This window comes from Helicobacter pylori, assembly GCF_014496965.1.
GTDB classification, from domain to species: Bacteria; Campylobacterota; Campylobacteria; order Campylobacterales; family Helicobacteraceae; genus Helicobacter; species Helicobacter pylori_CZ.
In genome coordinates this window covers 22,475-43,479 of sequence record NZ_JACTCR010000018.1, presented here as the reverse complement: position 1 = coordinate 43,479, position 21,005 = coordinate 22,475, and the positions used below count along the sequence as shown (strand labels likewise).

11 protein-coding genes and 7 pseudogenes are annotated in these 21,005 nt (G+C 39.2%); 11 read left to right on the top strand and 7 right to left on the bottom strand.

Annotation, left to right across the window (positions count from 1 at the left end):
• Positions 1–125: 125 nt before the first annotated feature.
• From H7O61_RS06715 to H7O61_RS06700, 4 genes and pseudogenes are all read right to left on the bottom strand, one after another.
• Positions 126–485, bottom strand: a pseudogene (locus H7O61_RS06715) (hypothetical protein); the annotation flags it as partial.
• A gap of 10 nt (positions 486–495) precedes the next feature.
• Positions 496–1,494: pseudogene (locus tag H7O61_RS06710) on the bottom strand (coiled-coil domain-containing protein).
• Positions 1,495–2,328 carry an AAA family ATPase gene (locus tag H7O61_RS06705; protein WP_080131138.1) on the bottom strand — a complete coding sequence of 278 codons (834 nt, stop codon included), beginning with the start codon at positions 2,326–2,328 and terminating at the stop codon, positions 1,495–1,497. It lies immediately after the preceding pseudogene.
• 325 nt (positions 2,329–2,653) lie between these two features.
• A complete protein-coding gene (locus tag H7O61_RS06700) occupies positions 2,654–2,863 on the bottom strand; it encodes a hypothetical protein (protein WP_000848998.1) in 210 nt (69 codons plus the stop codon).
• Positions 2,864–3,184: 321 nt separating this feature from the next.
• On the opposite strand from H7O61_RS06700, the gene H7O61_RS06695 reads away from it, so the two are divergent.
• The 11 genes and pseudogenes from H7O61_RS06695 to H7O61_RS07915 all read left to right on the top strand — a co-directional run.
• Complete coding sequence (locus tag H7O61_RS06695) at positions 3,185–6,742, top strand: bifunctional proline dehydrogenase/L-glutamate gamma-semialdehyde dehydrogenase (protein WP_187875512.1); 3,558 nt, start codon at positions 3,185–3,187, stop codon at positions 6,740–6,742.
• 26 nt (positions 6,743–6,768) lie between these two features.
• Positions 6,769–8,259 (top strand): sodium/proline symporter PutP, encoded by a 1,491-nt coding sequence (gene putP, locus H7O61_RS06690; protein ID WP_187875511.1) that lies wholly within the window; start codon positions 6,769–6,771, stop codon positions 8,257–8,259.
• Between the two features lie 41 nt (positions 8,260–8,300).
• Positions 8,301–10,777, top strand: a pseudogene (locus tag H7O61_RS06685) (DNA cytosine methyltransferase).
• A pseudogene (locus H7O61_RS06680) lies at positions 10,777–10,985 on the top strand (restriction endonuclease); the annotation flags it as partial. The pseudogenes H7O61_RS06685 and H7O61_RS06680, both read left to right, overlap by 1 nt.
• A 96-nt stretch (positions 10,986–11,081) precedes the next feature.
• Positions 11,082–11,640: pseudogene (locus H7O61_RS06675) on the top strand (DNA cytosine methyltransferase).
• Positions 11,618–12,310, top strand: a pseudogene (locus H7O61_RS06670) (DNA-methyltransferase). The pseudogenes H7O61_RS06675 and H7O61_RS06670 overlap by 23 nt, the downstream one beginning before the upstream one ends.
• Positions 12,311–12,368: 58 nt before the next feature.
• Positions 12,369–13,361, top strand: coding sequence for an agmatine deiminase family protein (locus H7O61_RS06665; RefSeq protein WP_187875509.1), 993 nt, complete (start codon positions 12,369–12,371; stop codon positions 13,359–13,361).
• Positions 13,358–15,610, top strand: a complete 2,253-nt coding sequence (gene hypF / locus H7O61_RS06660) for a carbamoyltransferase HypF (RefSeq protein ID WP_187875515.1) — start codon at positions 13,358–13,360, stop codon at positions 15,608–15,610. The genes H7O61_RS06665 and hypF overlap by 4 nt, the downstream gene beginning before the upstream one ends.
• Before the next feature lie 2 nt (positions 15,611–15,612).
• Positions 15,613–16,611, top strand: a complete 999-nt coding sequence (gene hypE / locus H7O61_RS06655) for a hydrogenase expression/formation protein HypE (RefSeq protein ID WP_079295403.1) — start codon at positions 15,613–15,615, stop codon at positions 16,609–16,611.
• Positions 16,612–16,789: 178 nt separating this feature from the next.
• Positions 16,790–17,077, top strand: a complete 288-nt coding sequence (locus H7O61_RS06650; RefSeq protein WP_187875508.1) for a hypothetical protein — start codon at positions 16,790–16,792, stop codon at positions 17,075–17,077.
• Positions 17,078–17,257: 180 nt separating this feature from the next.
• Positions 17,258–17,457: pseudogene (locus H7O61_RS07915) on the top strand (anthranilate synthase component I); the annotation flags it as partial.
• Positions 17,458–17,468: 11 nt separating this feature from the next.
• Here the strand turns inward: H7O61_RS07915 and H7O61_RS06645 are convergent.
• From H7O61_RS06645 to H7O61_RS06635, 3 genes are read right to left on the bottom strand one after another with little or no spacing between them, the layout of a single operon-like run.
• Positions 17,469–18,401, bottom strand: a complete 933-nt coding sequence (locus tag H7O61_RS06645) for a GDP-L-fucose synthase family protein (RefSeq protein WP_001002485.1) — start codon at positions 18,399–18,401, stop codon at positions 17,469–17,471.
• Positions 18,394–19,539: a GDP-mannose 4,6-dehydratase gene (gene gmd, locus H7O61_RS06640; protein WP_001930041.1), complete on the bottom strand. Its 1,146-nt coding sequence runs from the start codon at positions 19,537–19,539 to the stop codon at positions 18,394–18,396. The genes H7O61_RS06645 and gmd overlap by 8 nt, the downstream gene beginning before the upstream one ends.
• A 40-nt stretch (positions 19,540–19,579) precedes the next feature.
• Positions 19,580–20,992, bottom strand: coding sequence for a mannose-1-phosphate guanylyltransferase/mannose-6-phosphate isomerase (locus H7O61_RS06635; protein WP_187875507.1), 1,413 nt, complete (start codon positions 20,990–20,992; stop codon positions 19,580–19,582).
• Between the last annotated feature and the right edge of the window lie 13 nt (positions 20,993–21,005).

Sequence of the window (21,005 nt, the reverse complement as noted above, 5' to 3'; positions counted from 1 at the left end):
CTCTAAGGGATAGCGGAGTAGTGTTTACTCCAGTAAAAATCTCGTTGGCGTTTTAAACACGATGGGAAAATTTACAAAAAATAACTTTTTAAATACTTTTAATAAGATTAAAGAGTTTTTTAGACATCCACATTGAGCATCAAATCTTTAAATTTTTCAAAATCCACATCCACATCGCTAGTAGAAACGATCTCTAAGGTTTTTTCTATTTGCTCATTAGTGATCTTTTTAGCTTGCGCTAAATCCTCTATGGATTTTTGATTGTCATCAGAAAGATACCTTAAAGAAGCGCTGTTATTGGCGATCGCATGAAGCACCCGTAGCGCTTGTTTGAATTTGATTTTGTCTTCTTCTGACACTTCATCTTTGAAATGGATCGGTATTTCTTCATTGAATGCGGCTTTATTGTTTAAAGACAGATTGCACAATTTCTCTACTAAGGGGTGGCCAAGAGGCAGTTCTAAACTTTGTAAGGGTTTTACCATGATATTTCCTTTATTGTGGTTTTTGTGGTTTTGAGAGTTGCTCTTTCAAGACATCAACCCTCTCTTTGAGGGCGATGTTCTCTTCTTCTAATTTTCTTTTTTGGCGTTTTAAATCCTCGTTTGCGCTCGCTAAACGCCTGTTGTGCAAGTCCAGATCGCTTTTGGCTCCCATACCCTCTAAGCTCTTTAAGCGTGCGATTTCTCGCTCCAGCTCGGTTTTTTCTGCGGCTATTTTTTCTTTAGCTTGCACTAATTGGGCGTTAGCGTTTTCTAAAGCTTGCCGTAATTGGTTGTTAGTGTTTTCCAAGCTTTTTTGAGTGCTTTCTGACTTTTTGAGTTTTTCGGTTAGGCGTTGGTTTTCTTTTTCTAAATTAGCTCATCGTTTTTCTAAAAACCCATGCGCATCTTGCAATCGCGCTCGCTCTTGTTTGAGGCTGCCCTGCTCTTTATTGAGCGCGATAACTTGGTGGTTGAGCTTGTCGTTTTCTGTGGTTAGCGTTTTATTTTTTTCAGTCAATGTGGCGTTTCTGTTTTCTAGCTCGGCGGTTTTTCTGGCTAGCCTTTCTTTTTCTGTTGTCAATCCTCTTTTTTCTTCAGTCAGCCGATCTCTGGCTGCTAATAAGCGTGTGTTTTCTTTAGCCAGATTGTCTTTTTCTCTTAATAATTCGGCTTTTTCTTTAGTGAGCTTGTTATTGTTTTGCCATAATTGATCGTTAGAGTGTTCTAACCCGCTGATTTTTACAGATAAGCTTTCGTTTTCTGCGAATAACTTGTCATTTTTGTAAGATAACTCGGTGTTTTCTTTGGTTAGCTTGTCTTTTGTTATGAATAACTTGTCGTTTTTTTGCCGTAATTGATCATCAGCGTCTTTTAACTCGCTAGTTTCTGCAGCTAAGTATTCTCTTTCTCTTAACAATTCGGTGTTTTCGTCTTCTAACTCACCGATGCGAGCTTCTAATTCTTCTCTTATTTGAGAGAAGCCAAACCATTTTTCAATGAGCCTTCCCATTTATGATCCCATATCCACGATAGTGTGATACACTTTATCATTGTGCTTATAGCCTCTTAAAACCACTCTTTGCATCTTTTGAGAAGTGTTTTGCTCTGGGTATAGCTTTTTGCATGAATGGTCATAAGCACTTGGCTCTTTCAAACGCTCAAATTTACTATCCTTAATATATTCAAAAAGCAAATCAAACAATTCAGCTAATTTTTCACCTTTATCGCTCCTCTTATCGCTTAATTCTTGGCTCGCTCTGTTATAAAGGCTTTCTAAATAATATTTGCTATCGCTAATAACAGATGCGATCAAGTCCATTGCGCTGTGAGTTTTTTCCACGAACCCAAAATTCAAGCGATCTTTGACTTCCAAAAAGACTTCATAGAGTTTTTCTAATTTTTGGTATAGAGCGTGCCTTCGCTCTAGCTCGGTTAGTTTTTGGCTCGTTTGGCTGGCTTGCTTTTGTGATTCATTAAGCTGATTGGTTAGATTTTCTTTTTCTGCGGTTAGCTTTTGATTTTTATCAGTCAGTTCATCTTTTTCTGTGGATAACCCGGTGATCTTGCTATTCAGATCGGCTTTTTCATTTTGTAAAACTTGCTGAGATTGTTCTAATTCTTCCACTTGCTTTTGTGATGCGTTAAGCTGATCGGTTAGATTTTGATTTTCTGTGGTTAGATTTTGATTTTCTCTTTCTAGCCTTTCTTTATCTGCGGTTAGCACTTTATTTTCTTCAACTAGTTCGGTGGTTTCAGTCGGCTTGGTGTATTTCTCTTGGAAATTGGTGGATTTTAAAGCGTCTTTTGGGTTTTCTTGGGTGTCGTTAGAGGATTTTCCAAACAAATTGCCTATAAAATGAGAGGGTTTTCTAAGGGGTTCAAAGTCTTCTAATTTAAGATCTTCTAATTTTTGAATGCGATCTTTAAGTTCTCTAACATCTCTAACAAGTTCTAAAAGCTCTTCATTATTGGGGGGGGGTGGAAGCGGTGGGATTTGAAATATTTGGTTTTTCTATTTTCTCATTATTCGTGTTTTCTACAATATGAGTGCCACTCATAAGAATATCTCCTTTTATATTATATCAGTGTTAAAAAGATTGTTATTGTAATTTGAGAAAACTTAAAACGAGCTTTATTTCCCCCCCTTTTTCGCCCCCTCTAATAAACCCCTAGAATGTAGAATCCCAGTGGTTTAAGTTAGAAGAATAAGGGTCAAAAAAGCCCTTAGGCATGTATTGCGCTTCTTTTTTGGTGGAAGCGTCTTTTGAAGAATGGTCTTTAGGGAGACAAGCGAAACGCTGAGCATCAAAGCTAGAACAACCGCTCAACAACAACGCGCCGAGTGTGCCGATCATAATACCATTTTTAATTGTTTTCATTTTATATCCTTTGTTTTGTAAAATTTTTGTCAATCCGTTTAATTTAAAATCGTTTCGTTCAATGGTTTTAAATTACACGATGCGAATATTATAATCTATTTTTAAACGAAAAGTAAATGAATCTAAAAACAATACAAATTATCACTCAAATTCTTATCATTGTGTAAAAATGCGTGATAAACTCAAAAAGGTTGGAATGAGAATTAATCACCACTGGAACAAAATTTAAAACTTAAAAAACATTACCAATAAATGAGACTTAAAGCCACCCGCTTAAAACATGCTACAATCAAGCCAAATTCTTAAATAAAAGGTAAGCTCATGCAAAAAATCATTGACGATTCACTAGAATTAGCTAAAAAACTGCAAGATAGTATCAGTAACCATTTGAGCGATCAAGAAAAAGCGTTCCATTTTAAAATGCAAAAGCTTTTAAACAACCCTGAAAACAAGGTCATGCTCATAGAGCTTATGGATCGGAGTTTTAGGTGCTTGGACAATAAAGCCCGCTTTGAAATGATTGAGCATGTTTTAGACAAATACAAAAGCCGTGAGATTTTTTCCTCGTTTGAAAAATGGCTTTTAATGGGGTTTTTAAGCTTTGGGAAAATGCTCCCTGATATGAGCGTGCCTTTCTTTGTCAATAAAATCAGAAGCGACACAAAAGCGATGGTTTTGGATCAAGAAGAGGGCCAATTGAAAGAGAGGATTTTAAAAAGGAAAAATGAAAAAATCATTTTGAACGTGAATTTTATTGGCGAGGAGGTTTTAGGCGAAGAAGAAGCGTCTGCTCGTTTTGAAAAATACTCCCAAGCCCTAAAATCCAACTACATCCAATACATTTCCATTAAAATCACGACGATTTTTTCTCAAATCAATATCCTTGATTTTGAATACTCTAAAAAAGAGATTGTCAAACGATTAGACGCTCTTTACACCCTAGCTTTAGAAGAAGAAAAAAAGCAAGGCATGCCTAAATTCATCAACTTAGATATGGAAGAATTTAGGGATTTAGAGCTTACGGTGGAATCGTTTATGGAGTCTATCGCCAAATTTGATTTGAACGCCGGTATTGTGCTGCAAGCTTATATCCCTGATTCTTATGAATATTTGAAAAAACTGCATGCTTTTTCTAAAGAAAGGGTTTTAAAAGGGTTAAAGCCCATTAAAATCCGCTTTGTTAAGGGGGCGAACATGGAGAGCGAAGAGACTATCGCTTCTATGAAAGACTGGGCGTTACCCACATTTTCTAGTAAGCAAGACACCGATTCTAATTACAACAAAATGCTGGATTTTGTTTTAGAGGGCGATAATTATAAATACATCCATATTGGCGCAGCGAGCCACAATATTTTTGAAATCGCTTATGTTTATACGCGCATCCATGCCCTTAATGACCCTATTGTGTTGGAGCATTTTAGCTTTGAAATGCTAGAGGGCATGAGCTTGCAAGCGAGCCAGGAATTAAAAGAGATGCACAAACTCATTCTTTATGCGCCGGTGTGCGATGAAGCGCATTTTAATAATGCGATCGCTTACTTGGTGAGGAGGTTAGATGAAAACACCTCAAGCGATAATTTCATGAAAGCTTTCTTCAACCTCAAAGTAGGCACGAGCGAATGGAAAGACCAAGAACAACGCTTTTTAAACAGCCTTAAAGGAATCGCTGCTTTAGACAATACCACCCACAGGACTCAAGATAGGAACGCCAAACAAACCGGCCATACCACCTACCCAAACCACTCCTTTAAAAACGAAAGCGATACCGATTTTATTTTAAAAGCCAACCGAGAATGGGCTAAAAAAGTGCGCGAGAAAATGCATAATGCCCCTATTTTAGAGCTTTACCCAGAAATAGATGGGAGGTTTGAAGATCCTAATTTAACCTCTTTAGAAGTCTTTGATAAAATCCATCATAAAAAAATCGCCAGCGTGCATTTAGCGGATAAGGAAGCGATTTTAAAAGCCCTAGAAGTGGCTAAAAGCGATAAGAGTCGTTTCAGTCAAAAAAGCTTCACAGAAATCCATGCCTTAATGAGTCAAACCGCCCAGATTTTTAGAGAAAGGAGGGGCGATTTAGTAGGGATTTCCGCTTTAGAAGTGGGTAAAACTTTCGCTGAAACGGACGCTGAAGTGAGTGAAGCCATTGACTTTTTAGAGTTTTACCCTTACAGCTTAAGGGTGTTACAAGAGCAAAACACAAAAACCCAATTCACCCCTAAAGGCGTGGGCGTGGTCATCGCTCCATGGAATTTCCCTGTGGGTATTTCTGTAGGCACTATCGCTGCCCCCCTAGCCGCTGGCAATCGGGTGATTTACAAGCCCTCAAGTTTGTCTAGCGTGACCGGTTATAAGCTTTGTGAGTGTTTTTGGGATGCGGGCGTGCCAAGAGATGCGCTCATTTACTTGCCCTCTAAAGGGAGCGATATTAGCGAGCATCTTTTGAAAGATGAAAGCATCCAGTTTGCCATTTTAACCGGGGGCGAAGACACCGCTTATAAAATGTTAGAAGCTAACCCCACTTTAGCCTTGAGCGCTGAAACAGGCGGTAAAAACGCCACCATTGTGAGCAAAATGGCAGACAGAGACCAGGCGATCAAGAATGTTATCCATTCAGCTTTTAGCAATTCGGGGCAAAAATGCTCTGCCACTTCGCTTTTAGTGTTAGAAAAAGAAGTCTATGAAGATGAGAATTTCAAAAAGACTCTGATAGATGCGACTCTAAGCCTTAGCGTGGGCGATCCTTTTGATTTCAAAAACAAAATCGGCGCTCTAGCGGACAAGCCTAATGAAAAGGTCATTAAAGCCTTAGATGAATTGAAAAGCTATGAAAATTACGAAATCCCGGCAAGCTTTGTTGATGATAACCCCTACTTGATGAAGCCAAGCATCAAATACGGCACTAAAAAAGGCGATTTCACGCACCAAACTGAGCTTTTTACGCCCATTTTATCAGTCATGAAAGCGCAAGATTTAGACGAGGCGATAGAAATAGTCAATTCTACCGGTTACGGGCTGACTAGCGCGTTAGAGTCTTTGGACGAAAGGGAGTGGGAATATTATTTAGAACGCATTGAAGCCGGTAATATCTATATCAACAAACCCACCACAGGAGCGATCGTTTTGCGCCAACCTTTTGGTGGGGTTAAAAAATCCGCTGTAGGGTTTGGGAGGAAGGTAGGCATTTTTAACTATATCACGCAATTTGTGAATATCCATCAAGATGAAGAAGATGAACACGCCCTAAAAAACCCCTTAAGCGAAGCTTTAGAGGGCTTGATTCAAAAAGGCTATGACGAACACACGCATGAGTTGAAGCGCGCGATTTTTATGGCAAAAAGCTACGCTTATCATTATAAGCATGAATTCAGCCAAACTAAAGACTATGTCAAAATCAGAGGCGAAGACAACCTCTTTTCCTACACTAAAGTTAAAAGCGTGGGCTATCGCATCACCGAAAAGGACACCTTAAGCGACATGTTGGGCGTTGCTCTAGCATGCCTCATTTCTCAAATCCCTTTAACAATCAGTGCAGAAAACGAGCGAGCGAACAAGGATTTAACATTTTTCTTAGAATGCTTAAAAGCGCTCCAAGCAAACGCCCCTATTGTTTATGAAAGCTTGCAAAAATTTAGCGAGAAATTGCATGCTTTCAATCGTATCCGTTATTTAAAAAGCGATTTGGATTTATTGCACAAGCAAGCAAGCTCCTTAGGGATGGTTTTAGCCACGGCTAAACCATGCTTGAACGGGCGTTTTGAATTGCTGTATTACCACTTAGAGCGATCGGTTAGCATCTCTTATCATCGTTACGGGAATTTAGGCTCAAGGGTTTTAAGGCAACCCACTTGCCACAAATCATGCTGTGCTGAAAAATAAATATTGTATTAAATAAGGAGATCAAAATGGGACATGTTGTTTTAAGCACCCCTATTGTTACGATGTTTGTCGTTTATTCGCTGTTAATGCTCTATATTGGTTTTTATTTTTACAAACAAAACGAAACGACTGAGGATTATTTCTTAGGCGATCGTTCTATGGGGCCTGTGATTAGCGCTTTGAGCGCGGGGGCGAGTGACATGAGCGGGTGGCTTTTAATGGGATTACCTGGAGCCTTATATGTGGGGGGGCTTATCAATTCACACATCGCCATAGGATTGAGTTTGGGCGCATTGATTAACTGGGTTTTTGTGGCCAAACGCTTGCGTATTTATACGAGCGTGATCGCTAATTCCATCACCATTTCAGATTATTTTGAAACGCGCTTTAGCGATGACAAACACATCTTGCGCTTGATTTCAGCTTTTGTGATTTTAATCTTTTTTATTTTTTACATTTCTTCAGGACTGGTGAGTGGGGCTAAACTCTTTGAAGCGACCTTTGGCATTCAATACAACTACGCTTTAAGCATTGGCACGCTGATCATTGTTTCTTACACCTTTTTAGGAGGGTATAAGGCGGTGTGCTGGACGGATTTGATTCAAGGGCTTTTGATGATGAGCGCTTTAATCGTGGTGCCGATCGTTATGACAATCCATCTTGGTGGGATTGGAGAGGGGATTAAAATCATTAGAGAGATCAAGCCTGAAAACCTTTCTTTCTTGCAAGGCTCTAGCGTAGTCGCCATTATTTCAAGCCTTGCTTGGGGGTTAGGCTATTTTGGGCAACCCCATATTTTAGTGCGTTTCATGTCTATCCGCTCCATTAAAGATGTGCCTAAAGCGACCGCTATTGGGATTTCTTGGATGGTTATTTCTTTGATTGGGGCATGCGTTATGGGGCTTTTAGGCGTTGCGTATGTACATAAATTTGATTTGAGTTTGCAAGACCCTGAAAAGATTTTCATTGTGATGAGTCAATTGCTCTTTAACCCTTGGATCACAGGCATTTTATTGAGCGCGATTTTAGCGGCGGTGATGAGCACGGCCAGTTCGCAACTGCTTGTAAGCTCTTCTACCATTGCTGAAGATTTCTATGCGACGATTTTCAATAAAAACGCCCCCCAAAAATTAGTGATGGTCATTTCCAGGCTTTCGGTTTTAGGGGTGGCTTGCATCGCTTTTTTCATTTCAACGGATAAAAACGCTAGCATTCTCAGCATCGTGAGTTACGCATGGGCTGGCTTTGGCGCGAGTTTTGGCTCTGTGATTTTATTCTCGCTTTTTTGGTCAAGAATGACGCGCATTGGCGCGATTGCTGGCATGCTCTCTGGGGCTAGCACGGTGATTTTATACGATAAATTTGGCAAAAGCTTTTTGGATATTTATGAAATCGTTCCGGGCTTTATTGTGGCAAGCATAGCCATTGTTGCGTTTAGTTTGTTTTCTAGCGTGCGAACAGGCACTAAAGAGGCCTTTGAAACCATGCTTAAAGAGATTGAGAGCTTGAAGCGTTGAGGCGCTTCAAATGAGTTTGATCCAATCTTTAAATCCCCCTTATGCTCTTTAATCAAACCTTAACCTATATTTCTTTATTTTCTGGGGCAGGAGTGGGGTGCTATGGGCTTTTAGAAGAAGGGTTTGAATGCGTTGCAACCAATGAAATTTTAGAAAAACGCTTGAATATCCAAAGGATCAATCACAAATGTAAATTTGATGAAGGGTATATTTGTGGGGACATTAAAGAGCTAGAGATAAAAGAAAAAATTTTAAAACGAATTGGATTTTATTCTAAAAATTTTGGTAATGATAGGGTTGATTTAGTGGTAGCAACCCCACCTTGTCAAGGCATGAGCGTAGCCAATCATAAAAAGAAAAAACGATGAAATCAAACGGAATTCTTTGGTGATTGGGAGCGTTGATTTGATCAAACAAATCAAGCCCCGATTTTTTATTTTAGAAAATGTCCCTAGTTTTTATAAAACAGGTTGTATAGACAAAAATGATAATTTATTAGAAATAGGAACTATGATAGAGCAAAATTTGAGTGGCGATTATAGGCTCTATGATGAGGTAATTAATTTTAAAAATTTTGGGGCTAACTCAAGCCGAACAAGAACTTTAGTGATAGGGGTTTGTAAAGAGTTTAAAGATTTTATAAGCGCGTTAGAATTTTTTCCTGATTTTAAAGAAGAAAAAACTTTAAAAGAAGTGATAGGCTCGTTAAAACCACTTAGTTGGGGCGAGTATGATAGCGCGGATTTTTATCATAGTTTTAGAACTTATCCAAAGCACATGCAAGAATGGATTAAAGATTTAAAAGAGGGACAAAGCGCGTTTGAGAATGCAGAATTAAACAAAAAGCCTCATAGAATTGTCGGTAATAAGATTGTCTTAAACGTTTCTAAAAATGGCGATAAATATAAAAGGCAAAAATATCATAGCGTTGCCCCTTGCATTCATACAAGAAACGACCAAATGGCTAGCCAAAACACGATCCACCCCAAAGATGACAGAGTGTTTTCCATTAGAGAGCTGATGCTTTTAATGAATATCCCTAGCCGTTTTAGGTGGTTAGATTTAGAATTACAAGAATTAAACGCCCTTAACCAACAAGAAAAAGAAAAAATCTCCAAACAAAACGAAATGAACATCAGACAAAGTATCGGCGAAGCTGTTCCAACGATTATTTTTAAGCAAATCGCTTTAAAAATTAAAAATTTTATGTCTCAAATCCATTTAAACTATAAAGAAATCATTAAGTATATTGATTTACATTCTTTATCAGAGCCACAAAATTTAAAGCGATTTATTTTAGAAAATAAAAACAAGATTGCAAGAGCGAGTTTGGTGAGTTTGGCAGAAATGGCTAATTCTAAACGCATAGAAAAAAGCGCGTATTTTACAAATCCTTTTATTATTAATGAGATAGCGAAGTTATTGCCAAGCTTTAAACAAGAGAGCGTTACTATCATAGAGCCAAGTGTAGGGTGTGGGAATTTCTTAAGCGCTCTTTTTAAAAAATACGCTTCTGTTAAAAAAGTTTATTTAAAATGTATAGTGTATAGATATTGATAAAAATAGTTTAGAAATTTTAGAGATTTTATATAAAGATTGCATCCCTAACAACTTTGAAATAGAATTGATTTGCACAGATTTTCTAGCCTATGAATGCGGCAAAGTGGATTTAATTGTGGGCAATCCGCCTTTTGGCAAAACGCATGAAAGATTTAAAGGTTATAGTTTAGGGCTCACTCATTTAGCAGGGATTTTTTTAGAAAAATCTTTAAAACTAGCTAACTTTACAGCGATGGTTATGCCTAAAAACCTTTTAAACACTAAAGAGTATGCAGAAACCAGAACTAAGCTTGAAAAAAAGGGAGTAGGAGTGATTTTAGATTTTGGCGAGCTTGGTTTTAAGGGTGTTTTAGTAGAAACAATTGCTATTGTTACACAAAAATCAAAAGAAATTTTAGCGCGTTCGTTACCCCTAAATCTAAGCATCAAACAAAAGCCAAGCTATATTTTTGACAGACAATTGCCCTATTGGGTTATCTATCACAACGCTTTTTTTGATAAGGTGTTTCATTCCATGCAGTTTGGTCTTTTTGAAGTGTTTAGAGACAGACAAATCACTAATTCTGTGTTGGTTAAAAATGGTATTCGTGTGATTAAATCTCGCAACATTGATGAAAACGGAAAGGTTATTAGCATTGAAAATTACGATAGCTACATTCAAAAAGAGGTTTTAAACCCGTTCAAGATAGCTTCATTTTTAGACAGAGATGATGTCTATTTAACCCCCAATATGACCTATAAACCAAGGATTTTAAAAAAAGAAAAAGGCTATGTGGTTAATGGATCTGTGGCTATTTTAATCCCTAAAAACCCTATATCTTTAAGCAAGAAACAATGCGATTATATTTCTAGCGTTGGATTTAGGGATTTTTATAAAATCGCTAGAAATTATCAAACGCGCACCTTGAATATTGATAGCATGAGTTGCTTTTGGTTTGGGATTTTAAAGGATAGCTAATGAAAGAACAGCAAATTATTGATTTTTTAAAACTCAGAAATTATGATATTAGAAAAACACAAAACGCGCGATGGATAGATCAAAAATGCGCCCCTGATGTGTTATCTATTGTGCTGATTGTATTTTAGAATTTACACAATATAGTATTGAAAAATCATTTTCTATTAGGGATATTTGGGATAGCCCTTACACCAATGAAAACATTAAACCATGCCCTGTTAGTATATGAGTCGCATTCTAAAACCTTTAAACAAAAACTAATGAGCGCTGTTTTATAATCCTTTTAAAAAATGAAAGGTTATTGTTGCTTGTTTCTCGCTTTTTAAACGCCATTGATCCCTTTAATTTAGGGGTGTTGTTGAGCCGTTTTCAAATTAAAAATGGTTGTCTTTATGGGGTGTGTTCTTATAGGGCTTCAAAATTTACCCCTGGCTATGAAGAAAGCAAAGCGCAAGTTTTAGACGCTCTCAATATTTTAAGCAAGCATCAAATTTGGCAATCCAATCAAGAAAGCGTTACAAAAGTCAAAGGAACTTTTGTTTTCATTTTAGAAAACGACTTAAATTTAGACGAAAACGCTTTTTACAAGAAACTTTTAAACCTGCTTATAGACAACGACTTTTTTAACCGCTCTCATTTAGTAACTCCGAGCAATGGCACCAACTCCCACCCTGAATTGCACCGCTCTATCACGCCCAGAGAAGCCGCCAGGATACAGCGTTTTAGCGATGATTATATCTTTTATGGCAATAAAACGAGCGTTTGCAAGCAAATCGGTAACGCTGTGCCTCCTCTTCTAGCCCTAGCCTTAGGCAAAGCGATCTTAAAAAGCTTAAGAAAATGATACAAATCCATCACGCTAACGCCTTTGAAATCATCAAGGATTTTTACCAGCAAAATTTAAAAGTGGATGCGATCATCACAGACCCTCCTTACAACATTTCGGTTAAAAACAATTTCTCCACCCTAAAGAGCGCTAAAAGACAGGGCATAGACTTTGGGGAATGGGATAAAAACTTCAAGCTTTTAGAATGAATCACACGCTACGCCTCCTTAATCAATCCAAACGGCTGCATGGTGATTTTTTGCTCTTACAGGTTCATAAGCTATATCGCTGATTTTTTAGAAGAAAACGGCTTTGTAGTCAAAGACTTTATCCAGTGGGTTAAAAATAATCCCATGCCAAGAAACATCCACCGGCGCTATGTCCAAGACACGGAATTTGCCCTGTGGGCGGTTAAAAAGAAAGCCAAGTGGGTGTTTAACAAACCCAAAAATGAAAAATATTTACGACCCTTGATCTTAAAAAGCCCTGTGGTGAGCGGGATTGAAAGAGTCAAACACCCCACGCAAAAAAGCCTAGCCTTAATGGAAAAAATCATTTCCATCCACACAAACCCTAATGACATCGTGCTAGATCCTTTCATGGGGAGCGGCACCACCGGCTTAGCGTGCAAAAATTTACAACGGAATTTTATCGGTATAGAATCAGAAAAAGAATATTTTCAAACCGCTAAAAAGCGTTTGAGCTAGCTTTTAAAAACGCTATTTGAATGAGATTGTGTTATAGTTATTTAAAAGGATATTTTGAATGAAAAGAATGTTAGCGGAGTTTGAAAAAATCCAAGCGATTTTAATGGCGTTCCCCCATGAGTTTGGCGACTGGTCGTATTGCATCAAAGAGGCTAGGGAAAGTTTTTTAAACATTATTCAAACCATAGCCAAACACGCTCAGGTGTTAGTGTGCGTCCATACTAACGACACTATCGGTTATGAAACGCTTAAAAACTTACCCGGTGTAGAGATCGCAAGGATTGACACCAACGACACATGGGCTAGGGATTTTGGAGCGATCAGCGTTGAAAATCATGGCGTTTTAGAGTGCTTGGATTTTGGTTTTAATGGTTGGGGGTTAAAATACCCATCCAATCTAGACAATCAAGTGAATTTCAAGCTCAAACATTTAGGGTTTTTAAAACACCCTTTAAAAACGATGCCCTATATTTTAGAGGGCGGGAGCATAGAAAGCGATGGGGCCGGGAGCATTTTAACCAACACCCAATGCCTGCTAGAAAAAAATCGTAACCCCCATTTGAATCAAAATGGAATAGAAAACATGCTTAAAAAGGAATTAGGGGCTAAACAAGTGCTGTGGTATTCTTATGGCTATTTAAAGGGCGATGATACGGATAGTCATACCGACACGCTCGCTCGCTTTTTAGATAAAGACACCATTGTTTATAGCGCATGCGAGGATGAAAACGATGAGCATTACACAGCCTTAAAAAAAATGCAAGAAGAATTAAAAACCTTTAAAAAACTAGACGGCACGCCTTATAAACTCATCTCCCTAGAAATCCCCAAGGCCATTTATGATGAAAACCAACAACGCTTGCCGGCGACTTATGTGAATTTTTTATTGTGCAATAACGCTTTAATCGTCCCCACTTACAACGACCCTAAAGACGCGCTCATTTTAGAAACCTTAAGACAACACACGCCCCTAGAAGTGATAGGGGTTGATTGCAATACCTTAATCAAACAGCATGGAAGCTTGCATTGTGTAACGATGCAACTTTATTGAATAAAATCACGCTTTTTGGCGTGGTTCAGGGCGTGGGCATGCGCCCTTTTGTTTATACCCTAGCTCAAAAATTAGGGCTTGTAGGCTTTGCGCGTAACGCCCAAGCGGCTTTAGAAATCGTCTTACCCGCTCACAAAACAGAGTCTTTTTTAAACGCCCTAAAAAAAGGGTTGCCTCCCTTAGCGCTGGTGGAAAAAATCATTATTAGCCCTTATGATAAGGTGCTTCATTTCAATGATTTTAGGATTTTAGAAAGCAAGAACCACCCTTTAAATCTGCTCAGTCAAATCCCTAAAGATTTAGGCGTGTGCAAGGATTGCTTGCGCGAAATCAGAGATAAAAACTCCCCCTATTTTCATTACGCTTTCAATTCTTGCGCGAAGTGCGGGGCAAGATACAGCCTTTTAAACGCCCTACCCTATGACAGAGAAAACTCCGCCTTAAAACCTTTCAAACTCTGTGAGTTTTGCGCTTCTGTCTATCAAGACCCCACCAATAAGCGCTTCCACATTCAAGGCATCAGCTGCAAAAAGTGCGGTATCGCGCTCACTTATAAGCGATTCAAAAATGATGACGCTCTTTTAGAATGCGCTAAAGACATTCAAAAAGGTAAAATCATCGCTCTTAAAGGTTTGGGGGGCTTTGCTCTCTTGTGCGATGCGAGGAATTTTCAAACCATAGAAAGATTACGGCTTTTAAAAAACCGCCCCTTAAAGCCTTTCGCGCTCATGTTTAAAGATTTGAACACAGCCAAACAGCATGCGTTTTTGAACGCGTTAGAATGCGAAAGCTTAATTTCTGCAAGCGCCCCCATTCTTTTAGCGCGTAAAAAACCTGACACCCAATTAGCCCCCAATATCGCCAAAAACTCCCCCTTTTATGGCGTGATTTTGCCCTATACCCCTTTGCATGCTTTATTACTGGATTTATTGGATTTCCCTATTGTATTCACGAGCGCGAATTTCAGCTCCCTCCCTTTAGCGAGCGATGAAAAAGAGATCGATTCGCTTCATTTTATTTTTGATTTTAAGCTCACGCACAACCGCGCCATCATCCACAGGATTGATGACAGTATCGTGCAGCGTGTGGATAATATCATTCGCCCCATGCGTTTGGCTAGGGGGTTTGCCCCCCTTTACCTTGCTTTGCCCAAACGCTCTAATGGTTCGCCAAAAAAGATTTTAGCGCTTGGAGCAGAGCAAAAAGGGCATTTTAGCCTATTGGATAGCGAAACTTCCATTCTTTTACTCTCGCCTTTTTGTGGGGATTTGAGCGTTTTAGAAAATGAAAAGCACTTTAAAGAAACCTTGAATTTTTTCTTAAAAACCTATGATTTCAAGCCCACACTCTTAGCTTGCGACAAGCATCAAAACTACACCACCACTAAAATGGCTTTTGAATTTAATACGCCCTTGTTGCAAGTCCAGCACCACCATGCCCACTTTTTAGCGAGCGTCTTAGACGCATTATTACAAGATCCGCATTTAAATCACCCCTTTATAGGTATCATCTGGGATGGGAGTGGGGCTTATGAAAATAAGATTTATGGGGCGGAGTGTTTTGTGGGGGATTTGGAACGCATTGAAGAAATCGCCAGGTTTGAAGAATTTTGGCTTTTAGGGGGGCAAAAAGCGATCAAAGAGCCTAGAAGATTGGTTTTAGAAATCGCTTTAAAACACCAGCTCAACAAGCTTTTAAAGCGCGTTCAAAAGCATTTCAAAGAAGACGAATTAGGAATTTTTAAACAAATGCATGACAAAAAAATTCAAAGCGTCGCTACCAATTCCATAGGGCGTTTGTTTGATATAGTGGCGTTTAGTTTGGGCGTGGTGGGAACGATTAGTTTTGAAGCAGAAAGCGGGCAGGTTTTAGAAAATCTAGCCTTACAAAGCGATGAAATTGCCTTTTACCCTTTTGAAATCAAAAACAGCGTGGTGCGTTTGAAGGAATTTTATCAAGCGTTTGAAAAGGATTTGGGCGTTTTAGAGCCTGAGCGAATCGCTAAGAAATTTTTTAACAGCTTAGTAGAAATCATTACCGCTTTGATTGCGCCTTTTAAAGGGCATGTCGTGGTGTGCAGTGGGGGCGTGTTTTGCAACCAATTGTTGTGCGAACAATTAGCCCAACGATTGAAAAAGCTTCAAAGGGAGTATTTTTTCCACAAGCATTTCCCCCCTAATGACAGCAGTATCCCTGTCGGTCAAGCCTTGATGGCGTATTTCAACCCTACAATTATCAAAAAAGGATAAAAATGGATAGCGTAACTCTAGCATGCGGGAACGGAGGGAAAGAAACAAACGCCTTGATTGAGCGAGTCTTCATGCCTTATTTAAAAGAATGGATTGTTGCGTTTGATGAAGACGCCCCTACATTTAAGGCTAGTGGGGAATATTGCGTAAGCACGGATAGTTTTGTCATCACGCCCTTAATTTTTAATGGGGGCGATATAGGCAAGCTTTGCGTTTGCGGGAGCGCGAATGACGTGAGCGTGCAAGGGGGCGAACCTCTGTTTTTGAATATGGGTTTTATTTTAGAAGAAGGCTTAGAAATCCCTCTTTTAAAGCAAATTTTACAATCCATACAAAAAGAATTGTTTAAAGCCAACTTAAAACTCCTCTCCCTAGACACTAAAGTCGTGCCAAAAGGGAGCGTGGATAAGCTTTTTATCAACACAACCTGTATGGGTAAAATCATCAAGCCAGGGATTTCTTCGCGCCATTTAAAGCAAGGGCAAGCCATTATCCTAAGCGACACGATTGCCAATCATGGGGCAAGCCTGTTTGCGACGCGTCATGAAATCAAGCTTAAAACGAATCTTCAAAGCGATTGCCAACTGCTCTATCCCTTATTGGAACCCCTATTTTTAAGCGATCTCAAAATTAATGCTTTAAGAGATGCGACTAGGGGCGGGTTAGCGAGCGTGCTGAACGAATGGGCGAACAGCTCCAGAGTGAAAATCGTCATAGAAGAAGAAAAAATCCCCTTAAAAGAAGAAACTAAAGGGATTTGTGAGATTTTAGGGCTAGAACCCTACGCGCTGGCTAATGAGGGGGTGTTTGTGTTAGCGCTCAATCAAAAGGATGCCCCAAAAGCCTTAGAAATTTTAAAAAGTAACGAGAAAGCGAAAAACGCTTGCGTGATCGGCGGGGTGTTTGAAAACCCTTATCCTAGCGTGGTTTTAAAGAACGCATGGGGTTTTGAAAGGATCTTAGAGATGCCAGAGGGCGAATTATTGCCTAGGATTTGTTAAAACTAATGCGCTTTTAAAACCCTACCGCCTTTGATCTCTAAAATTTTTAGAGATCACCTAAGTCTAAGTCTGCTACACTCAAGCTATTTGAGAGAAAATTTACAATAAGAGAGGGTTTTAATAGTGGGTGTTACAAAAAAAAGCGGGCTTGATATGAGCGGTCATTTTTGGGTTTGCTGTGTTTTTTGTGGGGTGTAGTGGTAGTGAAAAACCACCAATAGACATTGAAGTAACTTTTAGGAACAGCCTTTATTGGATAGACACCATTTCAAATGTTGATAGTATCGCTATATTGAGCGCAAAAATCAATCATGGGAATTGCGCTAACAATGAGGGATTTCCTTATTTTAAGATTAATAAAACGCTAAAATTTGGCGATAGCTATCAATTTTATATACTTCGTTGTCAGCATATCAAAGAAGTCAGTATAAAGACTGATAAAGGGACTTGGGATTTTGGAAAGTAAAAACCAACTGGCAATCATCTCTAAAAACAGACAGCATAAAAATCCAAAACATTCAATTTAATAGAGGGAATTGCCCGCTCATATAAAAGATAAATCTCATGCCAATCATAGCTACTGGTTGTAAAATACAATTTTTGATTTAAAGCAAGCGGTGGTTAATCTCATAGAAAAGCCCCTTACATTCCCCACCCCCTAGCTCTTTATGAAAAATTAAAGCGTTAACACGCCTTACTTTTTGAAAGTGCTTGAGATTGAGAGCGAAGCGACCAAACCCCCCATTAATGGTTAAATCTTGTTTGAAGTTAATCTATAATCACAATATCGTAACTACCGCTAGCCTGACGCTTAATAGCAAAGCGTTTTTAAACTCTATAAGAGCCTTGATTTTATTTCAAACCTCTAAAAGCTTCAAATAATACTCATAAGCTTCTTTGATACCCTGCTCTAAAGGGATTTCTAATTCCCATTTTAAAGCCTTTTGTTTGGAAATATCCATAAGCTTTTGTTGCATGCCCACTGGTTTGGATAAATCTTTCACAAACACGCCCTTATAATCTAAAACCTGAGCGACTTTTTCGTAATACTCTTCAATGCTGTAATCCACTCCAGAGCCGACATTCATCACGCTAGGCATTTGAGCGATATTCTCATAAGCGAGAGCGATGAATCTGGCTAAATCTTTAGCGTTTAGATACTCTCTCCTGGCCGTGCCATCGCCCCACATCGCAAAATTTTTTTCATTTTTTAATTTAGCGGTGTGCATCCTAGCAATAAGCCCTGGTATCATGTGCGCTATCTTTTCTTCAAACTTGTCAAACTCGCCATAAAGGTTGCAAGGCACTAGAGTTTTATAAAAAACGCCCTTTTCAGCGCTCACGTATTCGCAATACTTCATCACAGAAAGTTTGGCTAAAGCGTAGCCTTCGTTCGTTGGCTCTAAAGAGCCATTCAATAAATCGCTCTCTTTTAAAGGGTTAGGGGCGTATTTAGGATAAGCGCAAGAGCTCGCCAGATTAATGGCTTTTTTCACCCCCAAATCTAAAGCGCTAGAAAAGAGGTACAAGCCCATCAGCAGGTTTTCAACCATGTAAGTTGAAAGATCGTTCATGTTCGCCACAATGCCCCCCACTCTCCCGGCGCAATGGATAATGCCTGTAGGTTTGTATTCTTTCAAATAAGCTTGAACGTTATCCTTATCCAACAAATACAATTCGCTCTTTTTAGGGGTGAGTAAGGTAACATCAGGCTTGTTTTTTTTAAAATACAACGCCGTGTTCTGCCCCACCATGCCATAGGCGCCGGTGATTAAAATGATCTCATTCATAAAAATTCCTTAAAATATAGCCCCCATCTTGCAAGTAAAGGTTTTTCTGGCATTCTTTTAAATCGTATTCTAACATGTCCTTAACCAACTCTTTTAAATCGTATTCCCTAACCCAGCCCAGCTCTTTTTCAGCCTTAGTGGGATCGCCTAAGAGCAAATCCACTTCAGTAGGCCTGAAATAGCGTTCATCTATACGCACCACGATTTTGCCTATTTTTAAATGGCTTAAATTCAATTGTAAAGCGTTCGCTCTGTTTTCATCAACGCTTTTAATCAAACCGATTTCTTTAATCCCTGTATTTTGAAATTCTAGATCAATGCCGATAAATTCAAAGCTCATTTTCACAAAATCGCGCACGCTCGTGGTCTTTCCTGTGGCGATCACATAATCTTTGGGGATGGGTGCTTGGAGCATTAAATGCATCATTTTCACATAATCTTTGGCATGCCCCCAGTCTCTTTTAGCGTCTAAATTCCCTAAATACAAGCAATCCGTTAAGTTATACGCTATCGCGCTAGCGGCTCGTGTGATTTTGCGAGTTACAAAAGTTTCGCCCCTTACCCTGCTCTCATGGTTAAAAAGGATGCCATTAACCGCAAACAAATTATAAGCTTCTCTGTAATTTTTAGTGATGTAAAAGGCATACATTTTAGCGACCGCATAGGGGCTTCGTGGGTTAAAGGGGGTGTTTTCATTTTGCGGGGTTTCTAAGACTTCGCCATACAATTCGCTCGTGCTGGCTTGATAAAAGCGCGTTTTCTTTTCTAATCCCAAAATCCGCATGGCCTCTAAAATCCTTAGCGTGCCAATACCATCAGCGTTAGCGGTGTATTCTGGGGTTTCAAAAGAGACTTTCACATGGCTTTGCGCGGCTAAATTATAAATCTCTGTGGGCTTAGTGGTGGCGATTAGATGGATGAGATTAGAGCTATCGGTCATATCCCCATAGTGCAAGAAAAAACGCCTCTTATGCTCGCTGTGCAAATCCTCATACAGATGATCGATCCTAGAAGTGTTGATGCTAGAAGAGCGCCTTTTTAACCCATGCACTTCATAACCCAAATTCAGCAGGTATTCGGCCAGATAGCTCCCGTCTTGCCCAGTAACCCCAGTGATTAAAGCGATTTTTTCTTTCATTATTGTTCCTTTATTGAATTTTATTTATTAAATCTTTTCATTAGGCGTTTTGATTCTGCCTGTTAAAATCGTCATCAACCCTTACAATATCGTCTTCGCCGACATACTCGCCCACTTGGACCTCTATGATAATCAAAGGGATTTTGCCATAATTAGCCAGGCGGTGTAGGGTGTTTTTAGGGATATAAGTGGACTCATTAGCTTGCAATTCAAACGATTGGTGATCCAATTCCACGCTCGCCATCCCGCTAATCACCACCCAGTGTTCGCTCCTGTGGAAATGCTTTTGTAAAGAAAGCCTAGCGTTTGGTTTGACTTCTAAAATCTTAACCTTGTAGCAACCGCTCTCATGCAAGACTTCATAGCTTCCCCAAGGGCGATAGACTTTAGTGTGCGTTTGCAATAATTCCTGGTTATGCGTTTCTATCTCGCTCACTAGGGCTTTTAAATCCTTAGCTTTGTCTTTATGAGCGACTAAAAGAGCGTCTTTAGTGTCAATGATCGCTAAATCCTCAACCCCTAAAAGAGCGCTCACTTTATGAGAAAACACTAAATTATTCTCGCTCTCTTTGGCAAAAATAGGCGTTTGATTCAGGCTGACATTTTCTTTAGACTCGTGAGCCGCTTCTTCAAAAAGGGCGTTAAAATTCCCTAAATCGCTCCACTTGGCGTTTAATCCTACCATTTTGATTTTGTGGCTTTGCTGCATTAAGGCTATATCAATACTCACGTCTTCTAAATCTTGCATGCTTTTTTCGCTCAAACGTGCGATCTTGTTTTCAAAAAAATACCCGTTTTCTAAGGATTCAAACGCTCTTTCGCACCCCTTTAAAATAGTAGGGGCGTGCTTTTTTAGTTCGTCTAAAAAAACGCCCGCTTGGAAAACAAACATGCCGCTATTGAAATAAAACCCTCCGCTTTTTTGAAACTCTATCGCTTTTTCTAGGCTTGGCTTTTCAATGAATCGCTTAACATCTAGAGCGTTAGGGCTTTCAATATACCCAAACTCCGTGTTGGGCTTGTCAATATTGATCCCAAAAGTGACTAAAAAACCTTTTTGGGCTAAATTAATCGCTTTTTTTATCGCATTTTCATACGCTTGAAGGTCTTTAATCAAATGATCGCTTGGCGTAACGATAAGCAAATCTTCTTTATCGCTCATTAAAGCGCTCAAAGCGATGGCGTTAGCGGTGTTTTTACTCAAACTTTCTAGTAAAAAACCCACGCTTTTGTTTTGGATTTCATTCTTTATCTCTTCTAGGGCTAAAAAATAATGCTTTTCATTGCACACGATGAGCGTTTCATCTACTAAGGAAGCGTTTCTTTTAAAACTCAACTCAAACAAGCTTTTATGATCAAAAAGCTTTAAAAATTGCTTAGGGTATAGGCTACGGCTTAAAGGCCATAGGCGTTTCCCGCTCCCCCCACTCAGTAAGATATTTTTAATTTTCATGGGTTTTCTTGTC

Bases quoted from the DNA above. Each gene is read 5' to 3' on its own strand.
- hypE (WP_079295403.1), top strand. From the start codon at position 15,613: ATGGATAGCGTAACTCTAGCATGCGGGAACGGAGGGAAAGAAACAAAC.
- H7O61_RS06645 (WP_001002485.1), bottom strand. From the start codon at position 18,401: ATGAATGAGATCATTTTAATCACCGGCGCCTATGGCATGGTGGGGCAG.
- H7O61_RS06695 (WP_187875512.1), top strand. From the start codon at position 3,185: ATGCAAAAAATCATTGACGATTCACTAGAATTAGCTAAAAAACTGCAA.
- gmd (WP_001930041.1), bottom strand. From the start codon at position 19,539: ATGAAAGAAAAAATCGCTTTAATCACTGGGGTTACTGGGCAAGACGGG.
- H7O61_RS06700 (WP_000848998.1), bottom strand. From the start codon at position 2,863: ATGAAAACAATTAAAAATGGTATTATGATCGGCACACTCGGCGCGTTG.
- H7O61_RS06665 (WP_187875509.1), top strand. From the start codon at position 12,369: ATGAAAAGAATGTTAGCGGAGTTTGAAAAAATCCAAGCGATTTTAATG.
- H7O61_RS06635 (WP_187875507.1), bottom strand. From the start codon at position 20,992: ATGAAAATTAAAAATATCTTACTGAGTGGGGGGAGCGGGAAACGCCTA.
- putP (WP_187875511.1), top strand. From the start codon at position 6,769: ATGGGACATGTTGTTTTAAGCACCCCTATTGTTACGATGTTTGTCGTT.